The 15,219-nt window shown below is 58.4% G+C and carries 14 protein-coding genes; 8 read left to right on the top strand and 6 right to left on the bottom strand.

The features are described 5' to 3' along the window. Nucleotides 1-81: 81 nt before the first annotated feature. The gene (locus tag QNM96_RS10010; protein ID WP_283836059.1) at nt 82-1,662 is read left to right on the top strand and encodes an aldehyde dehydrogenase family protein; all 1,581 of its coding nucleotides are present in this window, start codon (nt 82-84) and stop codon (nt 1,660-1,662) included. Between the two features lie 70 nt (nt 1,663-1,732). Here QNM96_RS10010 and QNM96_RS10015 read toward each other — a convergent pair whose 3' ends face one another. The 3 genes from QNM96_RS10015 to QNM96_RS10025 all read right to left on the bottom strand — a co-directional run bounded on the left by QNM96_RS10015 (nt 1,733) and on the right by QNM96_RS10025 (nt 7,039). Then, the gene (locus tag QNM96_RS10015; protein WP_283836061.1) at nt 1,733-3,298 is read right to left on the bottom strand and encodes a globin-coupled sensor protein; all 1,566 of its coding nucleotides are present in this window, start codon (nt 3,296-3,298) and stop codon (nt 1,733-1,735) included. Nucleotides 3,299-3,418: 120 nt separating this feature from the next. Next, nucleotides 3,419-4,888, bottom strand: a complete 1,470-nt coding sequence (locus QNM96_RS10020; protein WP_283836062.1) for a globin-coupled sensor protein — start codon at nt 4,886-4,888, stop codon at nt 3,419-3,421. A gap of 159 nt (nt 4,889-5,047) precedes the next feature. Beyond that, entirely contained in the window at nt 5,048-7,039 is a 1,992-nt protein-coding gene (locus tag QNM96_RS10025; protein ID WP_283836063.1) for a chemotaxis protein CheA, read from the bottom strand. Between the two features lie 401 nt (nt 7,040-7,440). Here QNM96_RS10025 and QNM96_RS10030 point away from each other — a divergent pair, with 401 nt between their 5' ends. Genes QNM96_RS10030 through cheB form a run of 3 tightly spaced genes read left to right on the top strand, consistent with a single transcriptional unit; the run spans nt 7,441 to nt 10,481 of the window. After that, nucleotides 7,441-8,340 carry a ParA family protein gene (locus QNM96_RS10030; protein ID WP_283836065.1) on the top strand — a complete coding sequence of 300 codons (900 nt, stop codon included), beginning with the start codon at nt 7,441-7,443 and terminating at the stop codon, nt 8,338-8,340. Continuing rightward, a complete protein-coding gene (locus QNM96_RS10035) occupies nt 8,337-9,314 on the top strand; it encodes a chemotaxis protein CheW (RefSeq protein ID WP_283836067.1) in 978 nt (325 codons plus the stop codon). Before QNM96_RS10030 ends, QNM96_RS10035 begins: the two co-directional genes overlap by 4 nt. A gap of 24 nt (nt 9,315-9,338) precedes the next feature. Next, entirely contained in the window at nt 9,339-10,481 is a 1,143-nt protein-coding gene (cheB, locus tag QNM96_RS10040) for a chemotaxis-specific protein-glutamate methyltransferase CheB (RefSeq protein ID WP_283836069.1), read from the top strand. A 240-nt stretch (nt 10,482-10,721) separates the two neighbouring features. Here cheB and QNM96_RS10045 read toward each other — a convergent pair whose 3' ends face one another. After that, complete coding sequence (locus QNM96_RS10045) at nt 10,722-11,186, bottom strand: chemotaxis protein CheW (RefSeq protein ID WP_283836071.1); 465 nt, start codon at nt 11,184-11,186, stop codon at nt 10,722-10,724. A 385-nt stretch (nt 11,187-11,571) separates the two neighbouring features. Here QNM96_RS10045 and QNM96_RS10050 point away from each other — a divergent pair, with 385 nt between their 5' ends. Together QNM96_RS10050 and QNM96_RS10055 are read left to right on the top strand one after the other, a co-directional pair. Continuing rightward, on the top strand, nt 11,572-12,150 hold the full coding sequence (locus QNM96_RS10050; protein WP_283836073.1) for a chemotaxis protein CheD: 579 nt from the start codon (nt 11,572-11,574) through the stop codon (nt 12,148-12,150). Between the two features lie 257 nt (nt 12,151-12,407). Beyond that, a complete protein-coding gene (locus QNM96_RS10055) occupies nt 12,408-12,905 on the top strand; it encodes a helix-turn-helix transcriptional regulator (RefSeq protein ID WP_283836075.1) in 498 nt (165 codons plus the stop codon). 171 nt (nt 12,906-13,076) lie between these two features. Here QNM96_RS10055 and QNM96_RS10060 read toward each other — a convergent pair whose 3' ends face one another. After that, complete coding sequence (locus QNM96_RS10060) at nt 13,077-13,514, bottom strand: hypothetical protein (protein WP_283836077.1); 438 nt, start codon at nt 13,512-13,514, stop codon at nt 13,077-13,079. Between the two features lie 19 nt (nt 13,515-13,533). Next, nucleotides 13,534-13,923: a 30S ribosomal protein S6e gene (locus QNM96_RS10065; RefSeq protein ID WP_283836079.1), complete on the bottom strand. Its 390-nt coding sequence runs from the start codon at nt 13,921-13,923 to the stop codon at nt 13,534-13,536. Between the two features lie 98 nt (nt 13,924-14,021). On the opposite strand from QNM96_RS10065, the gene QNM96_RS10070 reads away from it, so the two are divergent. Both QNM96_RS10070 and QNM96_RS10075 read left to right on the top strand, forming a co-directional pair. Further along, nucleotides 14,022-14,300, top strand: coding sequence for a hypothetical protein (locus tag QNM96_RS10070; RefSeq protein ID WP_283836081.1), 279 nt, complete (start codon nt 14,022-14,024; stop codon nt 14,298-14,300). 63 nt (nt 14,301-14,363) lie between these two features. Beyond that, the gene (locus tag QNM96_RS10075; RefSeq protein ID WP_283836082.1) at nt 14,364-15,149 is read left to right on the top strand and encodes a TetR/AcrR family transcriptional regulator; all 786 of its coding nucleotides are present in this window, start codon (nt 14,364-14,366) and stop codon (nt 15,147-15,149) included. Nucleotides 15,150-15,219 lie beyond the last annotated feature (70 nt).

Genomic DNA, 15,219 nt, shown 5'->3' on the forward strand with positions numbered 1-15,219 from the left:
CTAGTATCACACACTCGTTTAAACCTCTGTCCCGACCATGGGAGGGGAGCCTACTATTCTTCGGAGGAACGATGAATATCCATGGCTCAACAATCTGCCGACGACGTGTACAACCACTACATTGCGGGCGGGTGGTCCGACGGCGACGGAGGAGAAACGTTCGAGAGCGAGAACCCGGCTACGGGAGAGGCGCTCGCGACGTTCGAACGGGGGACCGAGTCGGATGTCGACGCCGCACTGGAGGCGGCCGATGAGGCCGCCGAGGAGTGGCGAGCACTCTCCTACATCGACCGGGCGGAGTACCTCTGGGACATCTATCACGAACTGCGCGAGCGGACGGACGAACTCGGCGAAATCGTCACGAAAGAGTGTGGCAAGGAGATCTCTGAGGGGCGAGCCGATGTCATCGAAGCCTATCACATGGTCGAGTGGGCCGCCGCCAACGCCCGCCATCCCCACGGCGACGTCGTTCCCAGCGAAATCGCCTCGAAGGACGCCTACATGCGTCGAAAGCCCCGGGGTATCGTCGGCTGTATCACCCCCTGGAACTTCCCCGTCGCGATCCCCTTCTGGCACATGGCCATCGCGCTGGTCGAGGGGAACACGATCGTCTGGAAACCCGCCGAACAGACCCCATGGTGCGGCCAGATCATCGCCGAGATGTTCGAGGACGCGGGCATCCCCGACGGCGTCTTCAACATGGTACAGGGCTTCGGCGACGCCGGCGCGGCCATCACGGACGACGAGCGCGTCGATACCGTCCTCTTTACCGGCTCAGCGGAGGTCGGCCACGAGATCGCCGGCAAGGTCGGTGCCGAACCCGGCAAACTCGCGGCCTGCGAGATGGGCGGCAAAAACGGGATCATCATCGCTGAGGACGCCGACATGGACATCGCGATCCACTCGGCGATCATGTCGAGTTTCAAGACGACCGGCCAGCGCTGCGTCTCGAGCGAGCGCCTGATCGTTCACGAGGAGATCTACGACGAGTTCAAAGACCGCTTCGTCGAGGTCGCAAAGAGTATCTCGGTCGGCGACCCGCTGGCCGAAGAGACCTTTATGGGTCCCGCCATCGAATCCCAGCACGTCGAAAAGATCGCGAAACACAACGAACTGGCCCGACAGGAAGGAGCCGAGGTGCTCGTCGATCGCTTCGAACTCGAGGACGAGGAGATACCCGACGGACATGAAGAGGGGGCGGCTACTGCCGCCGATGGTGAACGAAGCGGGAGCTTCGCGAACGGTCATTGGGTCGGCCCGTTCGTCTACGAACTCGAGTACGACTCCGACCTGCGGTGTCTACAAGAGGAGTGTTTCGGCCCGCACGTCGCCCTGATCGAATACTCGGGCGATATCGATCGAGCGCTCGAGATTCACAACGACACGAATTACGGGCTCGCCGGGGCGATCGTCAGCGAGGATTACCGGAAGATTCACCGCTTTCGCGACGACGGCGAGGTCGGACTGGCCTACGCGAACCTGCCGTGTATCGGCGCGGAAGTCCACCTCCCCTTCGGCGGCGTGAAGAAGTCGGGGAACGGCTATCCGAGCGCTCGAGAGGCCATCGAGGCCGTCACCGAACGGACCGCGTTCACGCTCAACAACTCGAAAGAGATCGAGATGGCACAGGGGCTCTCGGCGGATATCCTGACCGATGACTGACCGAGGACAACGGTGGGAGAAGTCGATCGATGAAAATGGTGAGAGTGAGAAGTTGATCGGAACCAGCCGATCAGTACTCGTTGTCGCGCAGCCGGTCGACTTCGTCCTCGATCTCCTTTGCGAGTTCGGCCTGCTGTTCGTTGGCCCTCGCGATCTGTTCGCTTGCAGCGGAGATTTCTTCGGCTTTCCCCATCGAGGAGTCGGTCATGCTGGCGACTTCCTCGGTACTCGCGGCCTGATCGTCCGTGGCGTCGGCGACCTCCTGAATGCCCGTCGTGGCCTCTCGAACCGAGTTTTCGATCCGATTCAGGTCCTCGACCGCGTCCTCGACGAGATCGACCGCATCGTCCGTCTCCGTTCCCGCCCGATCGATGCTTTCGACGGTGTTTTCGGTATCTTTCTGAATCTGATCGACCATCTGCTCGATGTTCTTGGCCTCCTCCTGAGACTCTTCGGCGAGGGACTTGACCTCGTCGGCGACGACGGCGAAACTGTCCCCGGCTTCGCCCGCGGTCGCCGCTTCAATCGACGCGTTGACCGCCAGCAGATTCGTCTGGTCCGCGATCGTGTTGATGACTTTGACGATCTCGTCGATGCGCTCAACTCGCTCCCTGAGCTTCTCGACGTCGTCCGAAACCTCCGCCGCGGCCGCCTCGAGGCTCTCCATCTTCTCGAGGGCGTCTTCGGCGGTATCGGAGGCGTTGTCGGCGATGTCCTTTGCGGTCTCGCTCGTCGAGCTGACCTCCTCCGCGTTCGAGGCGATCTCCTCGACGGTGGCCGAGAGACTCGAGACTTCGCCTGAAACCTGCGACATCGATTCGACCTGGTCCTCGGCGAGCTGACCGACTTCGTTCGACTGTGCCACGGCGCTGTCGGCCGAATCACGGAGTTCTGAAACCCTCTCCTCGACACTTTCGGTCACTCGTTCTCGCCGCTCGAGTTCCTCCTCGATATCCGCATAGGAGTGAATGTACGTGTCCATAACGACCTGCTGGTCGAGGTTGATAAGTTTGAGCGCCGAGAGCGCTCGGTCGACGACCTCGTCGACGGCGTCGTCAACCGCCTCCTGAGCCTCGCTCGCGGTGAGCATCGGTTCATCGTGCTGTGTCCCCGCGGCGGTCGTGGCGCCGTCCGGGACCGAATCCGAATCGGCTTCGGACAGCTCCGGTCGCTCTTTCGCTTCGGTACCGATTTCGCCGAGAATCCCCTCGTAGTAGATCGAATACGCCCCCAGATAGATTTCCGGACCGAGATCGAGCATATCGTGAAGCTTCCCGATCTTGGCACGCCGGTCGACGTACTCTTTGCCGTACTCTCCTCGGCCGAGGTCTCTGAGATACTCCGCCTGCGTTCGTTTGAGGCTCTCGACCTGCTTGCTCGAGGAGTCTATTATCGCGACCGTCTCCTCGTGAGACTGCAGATGCGCGTAGAATTCGTCGACGAGATCGTCCGCAATATCGTCGAACAGGCCCGACATCGACTCGAGGCGGGCGGCGTCCTCCCGATCGAACCGCGTGTACTCTTTTCGCCACTCGATTCGGTCCGCGTCGATGTCGAGTTCCGCAGTCAACTGCGACCCGATTACGTTCCTCCTGTCTCCATCAGAGATTTTATACTCGCTCCCATCGCCGGTCATAATAACACGTTTGTAATTCTCTGTTACGTATATAAATCCACTTGCTATTCCAACGGATCATGTCTCTAAAGACGCAACTGATTGCTCTCTGGGAGGGAATACGAACCGAACTTATTCGCCTCAGACGTCCTCTGTTAGCCGTTTTGCCTCCGCTTCGATATCGTCCATAAGTTCGAACTGCTCGTCCGCGATACCGGAGATCTCCTCGGATTTCGAGGATACTTCTTCAGTCTGACGATTTGCCTCTTCTGTCATACTTGCAACCTCCTCGATGCTCGCCGCCTGATCGTCCGTCGCCTCCGCGACCTGATTGATCCCTTCGGACGTATCGCTCACCAGATCCTCGATCTGCGAGAGATTATCGACCGTCTCCTGGACTCGCCGAACGCTCTCGTCGAGTTCTTCTATTGCCGTTTCGAGGCTCGTTGCGGTGTGTTCGGTATCCTGCTGGATCTGGTTTACCGTCCGCTCGATATTCTTCGCCTCCTCTTTCGAATTTTCGGCCAGGGACTTCACTTCGTTCGCGACGACGGCGAATCTGTCTCCCGTCTGGCCGCTATCTGCGGCTTCGATGGATGCGTTGACGGCCAGGAGGTTCGTCTGGTCGGCGATGTCGTTGATTACCTCGACGACCTCGTCGATCTCTTCGACCCCCTCTCGCAGGGCTTCGACGTCTTTTGAGACCTGCTCCGTCGCTTGCTCGACGCTTTCCATGCTCTCGATCGCCTGTTCGCCGTTCTCGAGGGAATCCTCGACGAACTCGGCGCTCTCGGCGCTCGTCGAACTAACCTCTTGTGCGTTCGAGGCGACCTCCTCGACGGTCGCAGAGACCGTCGAGACCTCGCTTGTGACCGTCGAGATCGATTCGGACTGGTTCGTGGTCATGGAATCGATCTCGGTGGTCGCCTCCTGGACCGCTTCAGTTGCGTCTCGGAGTTCCGCGATCATTTCCTGAGTGTTCTGGGCGATCGATTCGCGACGTTCGATATCCTCCTCGAGGTTGGCGTAGGACTTGATGTACTGGTCGACCGCGACCTGCTGGTCTAAGTTCAGTAACTTCCCCATCGATACGATCCGCTGGACCATCGTTTCGACACCGTCTTGGACGGCACCAGCAGCAACGTCGGCATCGGGATCCGCGTTCGCGACACCGATCTCCTCGAGCACATCGGTTGCGATTCCTTCGACCAGTGCCTCGAAGTACACTGTGTAGGCTCCGATGACGATACTCGGCTCGACTCCCATTTGCTCGTAGCGCTCACCGGCCTTCGCCCGCTCCTCGTAATACTGCTGACCGTACGATGCGGCCGCCATCTCGTCCACGTAGCCGTCTGTTTGCTGTCGAAGTCTCTCGGCGCCGGCCGAGTCGATGGTTCCCATCTCGATCGAGTGATCTGCGAGGGTTTGGGAGATGCGGTCGGACTCCGATCGGATAACCGACGAAATTTCCTCGAGTCGTTTTCGATCGCTCTCGTCGAATCGCGTGAACTCCTTTTGCCACGCCAGCGATTGGCCCCCGATGCCGAGTTTATCGAGTTGGTCCACCCCGGCCACAGTCCCGCCATCTGTTTGATATGAATCCTCGTTCATGTGGGTAGTAATTGGTATATTTCCTCGCTATCGGGGTTTAGGTTTACTGGCCCCTAGCACGCTCGAGCGCCGTGCTCGTTCGCACACGGCGCTCCGAGAATTTGCACTGGGTTCCAAAAAACCGGGTCGCTCGAGAGTATCGCTTCCGTGACGAATCGGCTACAACGATTCGACGTCGAGGATCATCACGACATCGCCTTCCCCGAGGACGGACGCGCCGCTGATCCCCTCGGTGCTACTGAGCGAGCCGTGGAACGGTTTGATGACGACTTCCTCCTGGCCGTTCATCCCGTCACATCGCAGTGCAACTTTTCGGATGCCGTCTTTGACCCGAACGATCAGGTCGTCGTCTTGCTTTTCGGTTTCCGGGACGTTGAGGGACTCGCCGAGATCGATAATCGGGTAGGTCTTCGAATCGTGGCTGAGGATCTTCGAGTCGTCGAACGACTGAATGTCCAGATCAGAGATGACGGAGATGTCGTCGACGTTCTTGATCGGGATTCCGTACGCTTCCTCGCCCGTTTCGATGAACAGCACCCGTTCGATTGCGACGCTGACGGGCAGGGTTAGCGTGACACACGTCCCCTCTCCGGGCTCGCTCTCGACGTCGATATCGCCGTCGACGCTTTGAACGACGCGATTGACGACGTCCATCCCCACGCCGCGGCCGCTGATATCGGTCACCTCGTCGTTCGTCGAGAACCCCGGATGGAAAATTAGCTCGTAGACCTCCGAGCGCTCGAGCGACTGGACTTTCGCGGGGCTCATCACGTCCTTTTCGATGGCTTTCTTGCGAAGTCGCTCCGGATCAAGACCCGCTCCGTCGTCTTCGATCGCCAGCGTCACCGTATCTCGTTCGCGCGTTCCGCGAAGCTCGATGGTCCCCCCTCTCGATTTCCCCTTCGCTTCCCGAACATCTGGTTTCTCGATCCCGTGGTCGATCGCGTTTCGGATGAGGTGAACGAGCGGATCGCGCATCTCGTTCAAGATCGAGCGGTCCATCTCGATGTCGACGCCGGTCATCTCGAAGCTGATCTCCTTGCCCTGTTCCTGTGCGATATCCCGAACAAGCCGCGGGAAGTGGCCCGCGATGGTCCTGACGGGAACCAACCGCATCTCGAGAACGGTATCCTGAATTCTGGACGTAATCTTGTCGTGCTCGCTGAGTTCCTTTTCGACCTCGGAGACCCCCAGATCCTCGATCGTGTTCCGGAGTTTGATCCGACTCGTGACCATCTCTTCGACCTGGTTGTACAGTTCGTCGATGGTCGTAACGTCGACCCGAATCGATTCGATCTCCGTATCGTGGTTATCCAGAACCGATCCACCGCTTTCGTCGGCCGACGAATCGTCGTCACTGGGTTCTTCGTCCGTGAGCCCACCGCGTACGTCGTCGGTCACGTCGACGACGTCGACCGATTCCAGGTAGCGATGACCGTCGTACTCCTCGAAGATCGCATCGGCGTCAGCCGGTTTGTCCGGAGAGACGTACAACTCGAATCCGTCGTCGAACTCGCCGGATTCGATATCGGTTATCGGTGGCTCTCCCGCGTGAACGGTGTACCCATCCTGAATGTCCCCGAGAATGAACATTGCATCGACGAGATTCGACTCCCCATCGCCGATGGCGAGATCGAGGTGAAAGACCGAATCGGCTTCGGCCGCATCCGTCTCTTCGAGCGTATCGAAGGGAATGTCGATTGACGCCGCCCCCGGTTCAGTATCGGAGTCGGCCGCAGTTCCGGATTCGGAGTCACTGGCGACTTCCGCACCGTCGCTCCCGTCGATTTCGGCTCGGAGCTGATTGACCGTCGCGCTTGGATCCAGTTGAACCTCGCCCGATTCGTCGATCTGCGTGACCATCTCGTCGAGCGAATCGACCGCCTCGAACAGGAGGTTCATCCGATCGTTCGTCACCGCCATCTTTCCCTCACGGACTTCGTCCAAGAGATCCTCGAGCGCGTGTGCGAGATTCGACGGCGCTTCGAATCCCATCGCCCCGAAGTTCCCTTTGAGGTTGTGACTCACCCTGAATACCGCATCGATGGCTTCTGCATCACTCGGATTGTCCTCGAGAGCCAACAGCGAGTTATTGAGTTGGAGAAGGTCGTCCTGACTTTCGCGAATGAATGTATCAAAAACGTCACTCATACCTTGATACGTAGTACGTTGAATACCAATGATTTAGGCTTGTTGGCTGAATTACCAGATCAATGGGGTTTCGGTATCGGTTGCTCACGCTCGTTACAGGACCTGACAATCCGCCTCTGGAGCCAATTGCGGTGTCGTTTCTATCCACGACTCGTCAGATGAATTGAACAATATTGAACTGGAGTCTGACTTCGAACTTCCGTCTCCGCGGAACGCTCAGGTATCCTCTACAGAGGGGGCCAGAACAGTTATCCGGATTGCGTTTGACAGTTCTCGTGTAACAGTACACGAACTTCGTATTACGGAGGGAATACAAATAGCAGTGTCCGAGGGAGTCGGTTTATGACGAACCACTATAACAGTACGATTCTATCACGCAACCAGATGGGGGAAATGTCAGGATGACTATGGACGACGAGACGCCGGAGGTGATCGCCGTGTCGCTCCAGAAGGGCGGGACCGGAAAAACGTTCACCGCCATGAATCTCGCAGGGGGGCTATCAGCGCGCGGGTTCGACGTTCTTTTGGTCGATTTCGACCCGCAGGGAACGCTGACGGCGAACCTCGGCAAACGCGAGCAGTACTTCGATCTCGATACGCTCTCGCTGGATGAGGTATTACTCGACCCCTCGAAGTGGGATCAAGTCACCGAACTGGTAGAAACCGATCACGAGGAGTTCGACCTGATTCCAGCGAACCAATCGTACAACGGGAACAAAACGCCACTCGACGCGGCTGACGCCGGTGAGAATCGTTTCGGACGTCTTCTCGATCAGTTCGAGGATGACTACCACTATATTATCTGTGACTGTCCGCCGGATTTCTCCCCGTACGCGAAGAACGCGGTTACGGCCGGCGAGAAGATCGTCATCCCAATGATTCCGGAGACGGAAATGCCCCACTCCGTCGACCTGCTTTTCGATCAGTACGACGTCCTCGAGATGATGCACGATCTCGATATCGAGTATCTCGCTTCGGTGATGACGGTCAACTCGACGAAGATGACCAACGAACACCAGCGGATCGTCTCCTGGTTCGAGGAGACCTTCGCGGAGAAAGGCGTCGTCACGGACCACCGGGCCGCTTTCGCGAGAGCGAAAAAGAACCAGCAGTCGCTCTATGCCTACGAGGAGTCCTTATCCAACGCGGAACTCGAAACCTACGACAGGCTCGTCCAACTCGTTATGGCACAAACGGACCCGCCGACGCTCGGAATCGATGTCGAGGCGGCGAAACAGCTCTCGATCGACGGCATCCGCCGTCGTCGAGAACGGAACCACGAACAGGAGGTAAACGCATGAGCGAAGACCCATCAGATCCAGACGACGAGTTCGAGGATCAGCTCTCCGACGTTGGCTCTCGAACTCGAGAGAAGCTTTCGGCGGAAGAACAGAAGAAGGCCGAGAAACTCGGCGTCTCTCCGAGCGCGTCGACGACACCGTCATCCGATGAAGAATCCAGCGAAGCCGCCGGAACCGACGACGGATCCACCGCTGGTGCCGGTACGGATTCTACCACCGGTGACGACGATTCGACCGAGCAATCCCCTCCGTCATCGGGCGGATCCGTGGATACCGGCTCCGATTCGGGGACGGTATACGAATACAACGACATGAATTCGGAACTCGAACACGAACCTGAGGCATCTCTCGACGATCAACAGCCGGCGGCCGAACCGGGCACTGACGAACCCGCCAGCGGACCGACGGCCGGGCTAGGCAGTGTCGCTACCGGCGAACGAATGGCCGTCACCAAAACGGAAATCGACTTCGTGACGGGCGACGAGGCCGAAACGAAAGAAACGGAGAAGACGAAGCTGCTGTACTTCGAACTCAACGACGAATTGTTCGCCGCTCCGCTCGAGAGCATTAGCTCCGTCGAGGAGCTGTCGGGATTGACTCGCTACCCGCGTTCACCGGCACCGATCGACGGTGTAACGGATATGCGAGGGAAGATCATCGCCGTCCTAAACCCGAAAGTGATCGTCGATCTTTCAAACGCGAGCCACGAAGACGGCGCGGGCGGGGACTACATTATTGTCCAGGAGGAAATCGAAGACGAACATCGACTCGGGGTTCGCGTCGACGACATCAGCCACGTCGAATCGGCGGCCGAATCGGATATCACCCCGATCTACGATATCTCGGAGATGGACCTCGTAACAATCGACGAATCGTATCTCGAGGGAATCATCCATGGCTATCGCGCCGACGAGCAAGCTCAGGTGCCTCTGGTTGATTTTTCGGCACTGATGGAAACACTGAAAGAGTATTAGTACCCGCCCTGATACGTTATTTATATGGTTACTGTTGGAATCGTGGATGACTCGGCATTCATGCGGAATATTCTCACCGAGATTCTCGAACAACGCGGACACGACGTCGTCGGGGAGGCGAGCGACGGTGAATCCGCCGTCGAACTCGTCGAATCGACCGATGTCGAAGTCATCACGATGGATATCTCGATGCCGGGACAGGGGGGCCACTGGGCGGTCGATAAGATCATGGAACGCCATCCGGTTCCGATCGTCGTCCTGAGCGCCCACGTCCACGAGGACGCCGACGAGGCGCTCGAGTTGATGGAACGTGGTGTCGTCGATATCATTCGAAAGCCCGGCGGAAAGGAGCGATCGGTTTCCCTCTGGGACCGGGCCGACGAAGTCGTCGAGCGGATCGCCGGCGCATCGCAGTCCAGTTCTCGAGCGAGTTCGTCGATGTCGACGTCGGCCGGGTCGGCTCGAGGGTCGAACGCCGAGACCGGAACGAGCACCCGTTCATCGGCGTCGACCGCGTCGGATCGCTCGTCGATCGGATCCTCGACGCGAGCGAGTTCGTCATCCACGACCGCCGTCGACTCCACGCGAACGACGACGTTACTCATCGGGTCCTCGACAGGCGGCCCCGAGACGGTGGAAACGCTGCTTGCGAATCTCCCGACCGGGCTCGATCTCCGCGTCATCGTCGTCCAGCACATGACGGATGCCCTGACCGGTTCGTTCGCGGACCGCCTCGACGCGGCGACGGAGTTTGAGTTTCGCGAGGCCGGTGCCGACGAGACGATTACGGCCGGCGAGGCCGTCCTCGCGAAGGGGGGGTACCACCTCGAGGTGACGGGGTATCGACGGGGGAGAATCGACATCGATCTCTCGAAAGCGCCGAAAATAAACAACGTCAGGCCGGCCGTCGACGCCATGATGCGGACGGCGGCGGACGTCATCGACGATCACGTGATCGGCGTTATTCTGACCGGAATGGGACAGGACGGAGCGGTTGGAATCCAGTCGGTCGCGGACGCTGGCGGTCGAACGATCGCACAGGACGAGGAAACGTCTCGAATCTTCGGAATGCCCAAAGCGGCGATCGAAACCGGCTCGATCGAACAGGTTCTCGCGATCGAGGATATTCCGGAGGCAATCGTCGATCTCTGTACTGACGAGAACTGATACTGTCAACTGTACGTCGTTCACATTTTCGTCGCCTGGGGGGAGGGTGCGAGAATCTTCACAGAGGTACAACTGACAGTATAAGTCGAGCAATACTCTCGAGCAATCTCTTTTGAGAAGTTCTGTCGACGAGTGAATCTGAATCGTGACGGAGCCGGTTGGAGAGTCTCGTTTCGGTGCGTCCGAAACTGACGCAAAATCGATATCGTTCGGTCTGCTATCGCCGTGGCTCGGTCGTCCTTAAATACGCATCTGGGCCGGATCGAGCCAGATGACGAAGTCCTCGTCCTGTCGAATAACACCCTCGACGCCGGGTGCGTCTCCCCCCGCTTCCACGTCGTTCGGGGCAAACGAGTGAACTCCTCTGACGCCGTCGACAAGCCATCCGAGGCGGCTGTCTGCACCGTCTTTTCGCTTGAAAACGATCAGCTTTTCGTCGTTGTAGGTGTCCCCAACGTCGAGTAACTGTTTGAGATTCACTACCTTTACCGCCTCGTCTCTCAGGTTGAGGACCCCCTCGATGTGCGATGGCGTACTCGGAAGGGAAGTCAACTCACCGCAGTTGACGATCTCCGCGATATACCCGATTTCGACGCAAAACCCGTCAGTACCGAGTTCGAACTCCAGTACCTCTACCGTTTCCTGGTCGTCCGACTCCTCGATACCTTCTCCAACGCCGTCTTGATCGTACTCTTGTGCTGCCATACGTTACATTCGCCCCCGATTTCAACCGCTGTTGAAACCGTTCTCGTCTCGAACTGTTTCCGAGACACCTACTTAATTCTCGCGGCCCCGCCGTGACTCATGGGGCCGTTCTCGAGGGTCCGATCGGCGCAGGCATGGATATGTGTCAGAAGAATGGCCAGAGTCCTTTTGCCGGCTGGCAACAAGAATTCACTACTACTCGCCGCTCGGTCACACGTCCAGAAATACGATTCATATGACTGATAATTTTGTTGATGGGTTTGGTACGTCGGAATCGCGCGAAGGGCGCGTCAGTCAAACGGGTGCGACTCTGTCCCGATCACCGTCGAACGATCGGTCGAGCGCGAGTCGATCGTTCGAGTCGAGGAAACCCGCCTCGAGACGGGTGACACCGCAGGCGGACGACCCGGTAACGATCCATCAGGCGGCACGGGTCGAAGCTCCCGCCGTGGTTCCCGGTCCGGATGAAAGCGTCGCGAAATCGGCGTTCAAAGTCGGCATCGCCGAGTACGCACTGACGGCCCAAAGCGAGTACCGGTCGCTTCGCTCGAGCGGGTTCGGATCGTGCATCGGTGTCGTTGTTCATGACGAATCGGCGGCCGTCACCGGACTGTTGCACTTTATGCTCCCATCGGTCGAGAAAATCTCCAATTCGGGTCCGAATCCGGCGAAGTTCGGAGATTCGGGCATCGAAGCGATGATTGACTCGATCAAGAAGGTCGGCGGTGCGGTTTCGACGATGGAAGCCAAACTCGCGGGCGGTGCGAAGATGATGGATTTCGAGAAAAACGGTCAGTCGATCGGGAAACAGAACCTCATCGCCGCACGGACCGCGCTCGAGGCTCGTGCAATACCGATCACGTCGACGGATACTGGTGGTGCGATCGGACGATCGATAACCGTTGATACGGGAACCGGTTCGGTTTCGATTCAGCGGTCTGACGGATCCGAGCTGGTTATTTAACATATACTGCCGCTTCCCGTCTTCTTAGACCGTACCGACCTTGTTCGCACTCTCTTCACGAACCGTCTTCACATTATTATGGTGGTCAAGAACACTTAAATTATCAAAAGATACGATGGTCAGTTCCCTGTCGTTTATAATGAGGCCGTTCCTCGAACTCAGTAGTCGTGGTTACGTTCCAATCCTGACTGCCATCGGCGATGTGTGGTCGGTGGTGGATTGACCGAACCACGGAACCCCCACAATGGTGATCGAGAATGCGTGAGGAACCACCTGATAGCATGTCCCTTTTCGCAAAATTATCGAGAGTGATTGCTACGAACAAGACGTCGGAATCGCACGAAACACCACTGAACGAACCCGAAGAGCCCGTCGATGTCGAGCACGAATTCGAGGAACTGATGGCGCAAGTCGACGACGTGCTCCAGACCGATGGCGTCCACTTCGAGGACGCGATGATCAAAGAGAACCTCGATGACATCTTGCTCATGCTCATTTCGTTACATGGTGAAACACACGGGAAGGAGCTCCTTTCGGATCTGGATTCGTTGTTCGAGACGGAACTGAGTCCCGGAACCGTCTATCCGCGGCTGCACGACCTCGAGGACGAAGAGATCCTCTCGATGCACTCGAAAATTCGAACGAAGGAGTACGCAATCGCGGACGACGACCACGTTCGGTCGAGCGTCGAGGAAACGATGGTCCAGCATCTGGCGTTCGGGCTGCTGTTGTACGCGTTTCTCTATCGACTCTAATTCGACCGGCCGTGGTCGTCGATGGCACGCGTATACGCTCTCGAGCCACCGCTCTTGAATTTCTCGCCGCTCTCGAGGCCAAAACCACCGTGCGTAACAGACCGATCACCGGCGAGAATAGAGCGCTCGTCACCGCACCGGTGCAACCGAGTTACACGGTTCAGCGAGCCGCTACGACTCTTCGATATCGTTCGCGATATCGGACAGGCTGCTCTTTGGCGGCTCCGAGGCGTCGTAGTAGTTCGTTTCGCCGGGGCTTCGAAGGCCGTAGGCGAACCCGGGTTCGATGATGTCGATGAGGATCGACCCGCCGTCTCGAACCGTGTGGTCGCCACACCAGTCGGGCAAAATGTCGGTTCCCTCGCGCGGATCGCGAGCGCCCTCCGCCGTCTCGTAGATGCCCTCGATCGTAAGTTCGTCTCCGGTGAGCGCTCGTTCGATCTGTGCGAAACGTTCGGTTCCCTCGATCGTGATTCGGACCAGTTCGTCGACCGAAAAGCCGTCGCTCTCCTCGCCCGGTATCTCCAATCTGACACCCGTTGTCGTCTCCGAAAGCGTCGCTCTGACGGTACGAATCGACGGGTGATCACTCGAAAGTCGATCTGCCATAAAACTGGATGTGCTGTCGTTACTCGTCCTCGGCGAGCAGTTCCTCGACAGCGGTGTCGCCGGATTCGACGACCGAGGCGTTGATCTGTGCGACGGCGTCCGAAACTTCGCGGCCACGGACCGTGATACGACGGCGCTCGCCGTCTCGATTCGGATTGTAGCCCGTCTGCTTTCCTTCCATCAGCACTTCCTGCAGATCCGCTCCGGCGACGGTCTTGTTCAGCGGTCGTCCCGCATCGTCCGAGCCGCCGGTAATCTCGAGCGTGTAGCCCTCAAGACCGACCGCGGAGCCGTCGACTTCGTCGCCGATCGACTTACCGAGGAATCGATTTGCGTCCTGTCCGTCCGCCTCGAGTTGGTGTGCGAGCCCGGAGTCCGGGTCGCCGACAACGACAGTGAAACTTGCCATGCCCGATGGAAAACGTCCTGCAGTCAAAAATACGTCGATCGACCTTCTCGTTGCGCCCCGTCGGTCGAGTCAAGTATCAGCCCGTCGTTTCTCTCCCTATGGTAATCGGCCCTGATTCGCTCGAGGACCGTCTCCTCGAGCACTTCGACGGAACGACGGCGGAGTCCCGCGTCGTTGCCCGTCAAGCCGTCGACCTCGCCGATTCCGGCCGGTACGAAGCGGATACCGACCTCGAGCTGACCACCGACCTGGTGATCGACGAACTCTCGGACGCCCCCGATGGCACCCCCGCTGAGCGCTGGAACTGGTGGATCGGCTCGCTCGAGGTCGCCTTCGGCGGCTACGAGCAGTTTTTGATCCGTCGGTATCGGCGGTAAGACGCCTCTACCGTCCGATGGAAGCGAAACCTCTTTGAGCGTATCTGACTAACTAGTCAGTTAGTGACTGATCCGGACGTTCGCGAAGCGATCATGGCCGCAACGTACGACGCGTTGTGTACCCACGGGTATACCGATCTGACGGCACAGGATATCGCAGACCGAACTGACAAGAGCAAATCCCTCCTGTTCTACCATTACGATTCCAAGGAGGACCTCGTCGCGGATTTCATCGATTACCTGCTCGAGCGCCACGACAAGCGCGTTGAGGCCGCTTCGTCGCGTCCAGCAGTCGATCGATTGGCGACGTTCATCGACCTTTTCCTGTACGGTCCCGACGACGACGACGAGCGTACGTCCTTTCATACGGCGATGCTCGAATTGCGAGCGCAGGCACCGTACAACGACACGTACCTCGAGCAACTCCAGAAGAGCGACGAACGACTCCGGACCACCCTCGAGCGGATTCTCGTGGACGGGATCGAATCCGGCGAGTTCGTCGATCACGATCACGAAGCGGTCGCCGCGTTGCTGGTCGCTTCCTTCGACGGCGCTCGTATCCGTCAGATTACGATCGAGGGGAACAGCTACCTCGAGAAGGTCAGATCGGCGGCCGTCGACCGGATCATCGACGATATTCTCGCTGAGGGCGTCGAGTTCCCGACAGAATCGCGTGCCGAAGATCCGCTCGGACCGGACGAACAACTAGAAACGTTCGAACTCGGAGCAGAAGTTACAAACGAGTTGGACAACGAACAGGTAACTGGATCGCGGGACGACGAACAGCAGAGCGAATCGACGAGTACCGATCAATCCACCGGCGACGAACGCGATGAACGAACTCAGTAACCATTCACGGCGCACGTCCGAACGTCAGCTCCGCCGGTCAGTCGTTCGAAGCGGATACCTCGCCGGCGGC

The organism is Halostagnicola sp. A-GB9-2 (assembly GCF_030068615.1).
Classification (GTDB): Archaea; Halobacteriota; Halobacteria; order Halobacteriales; family Natrialbaceae; genus Halostagnicola.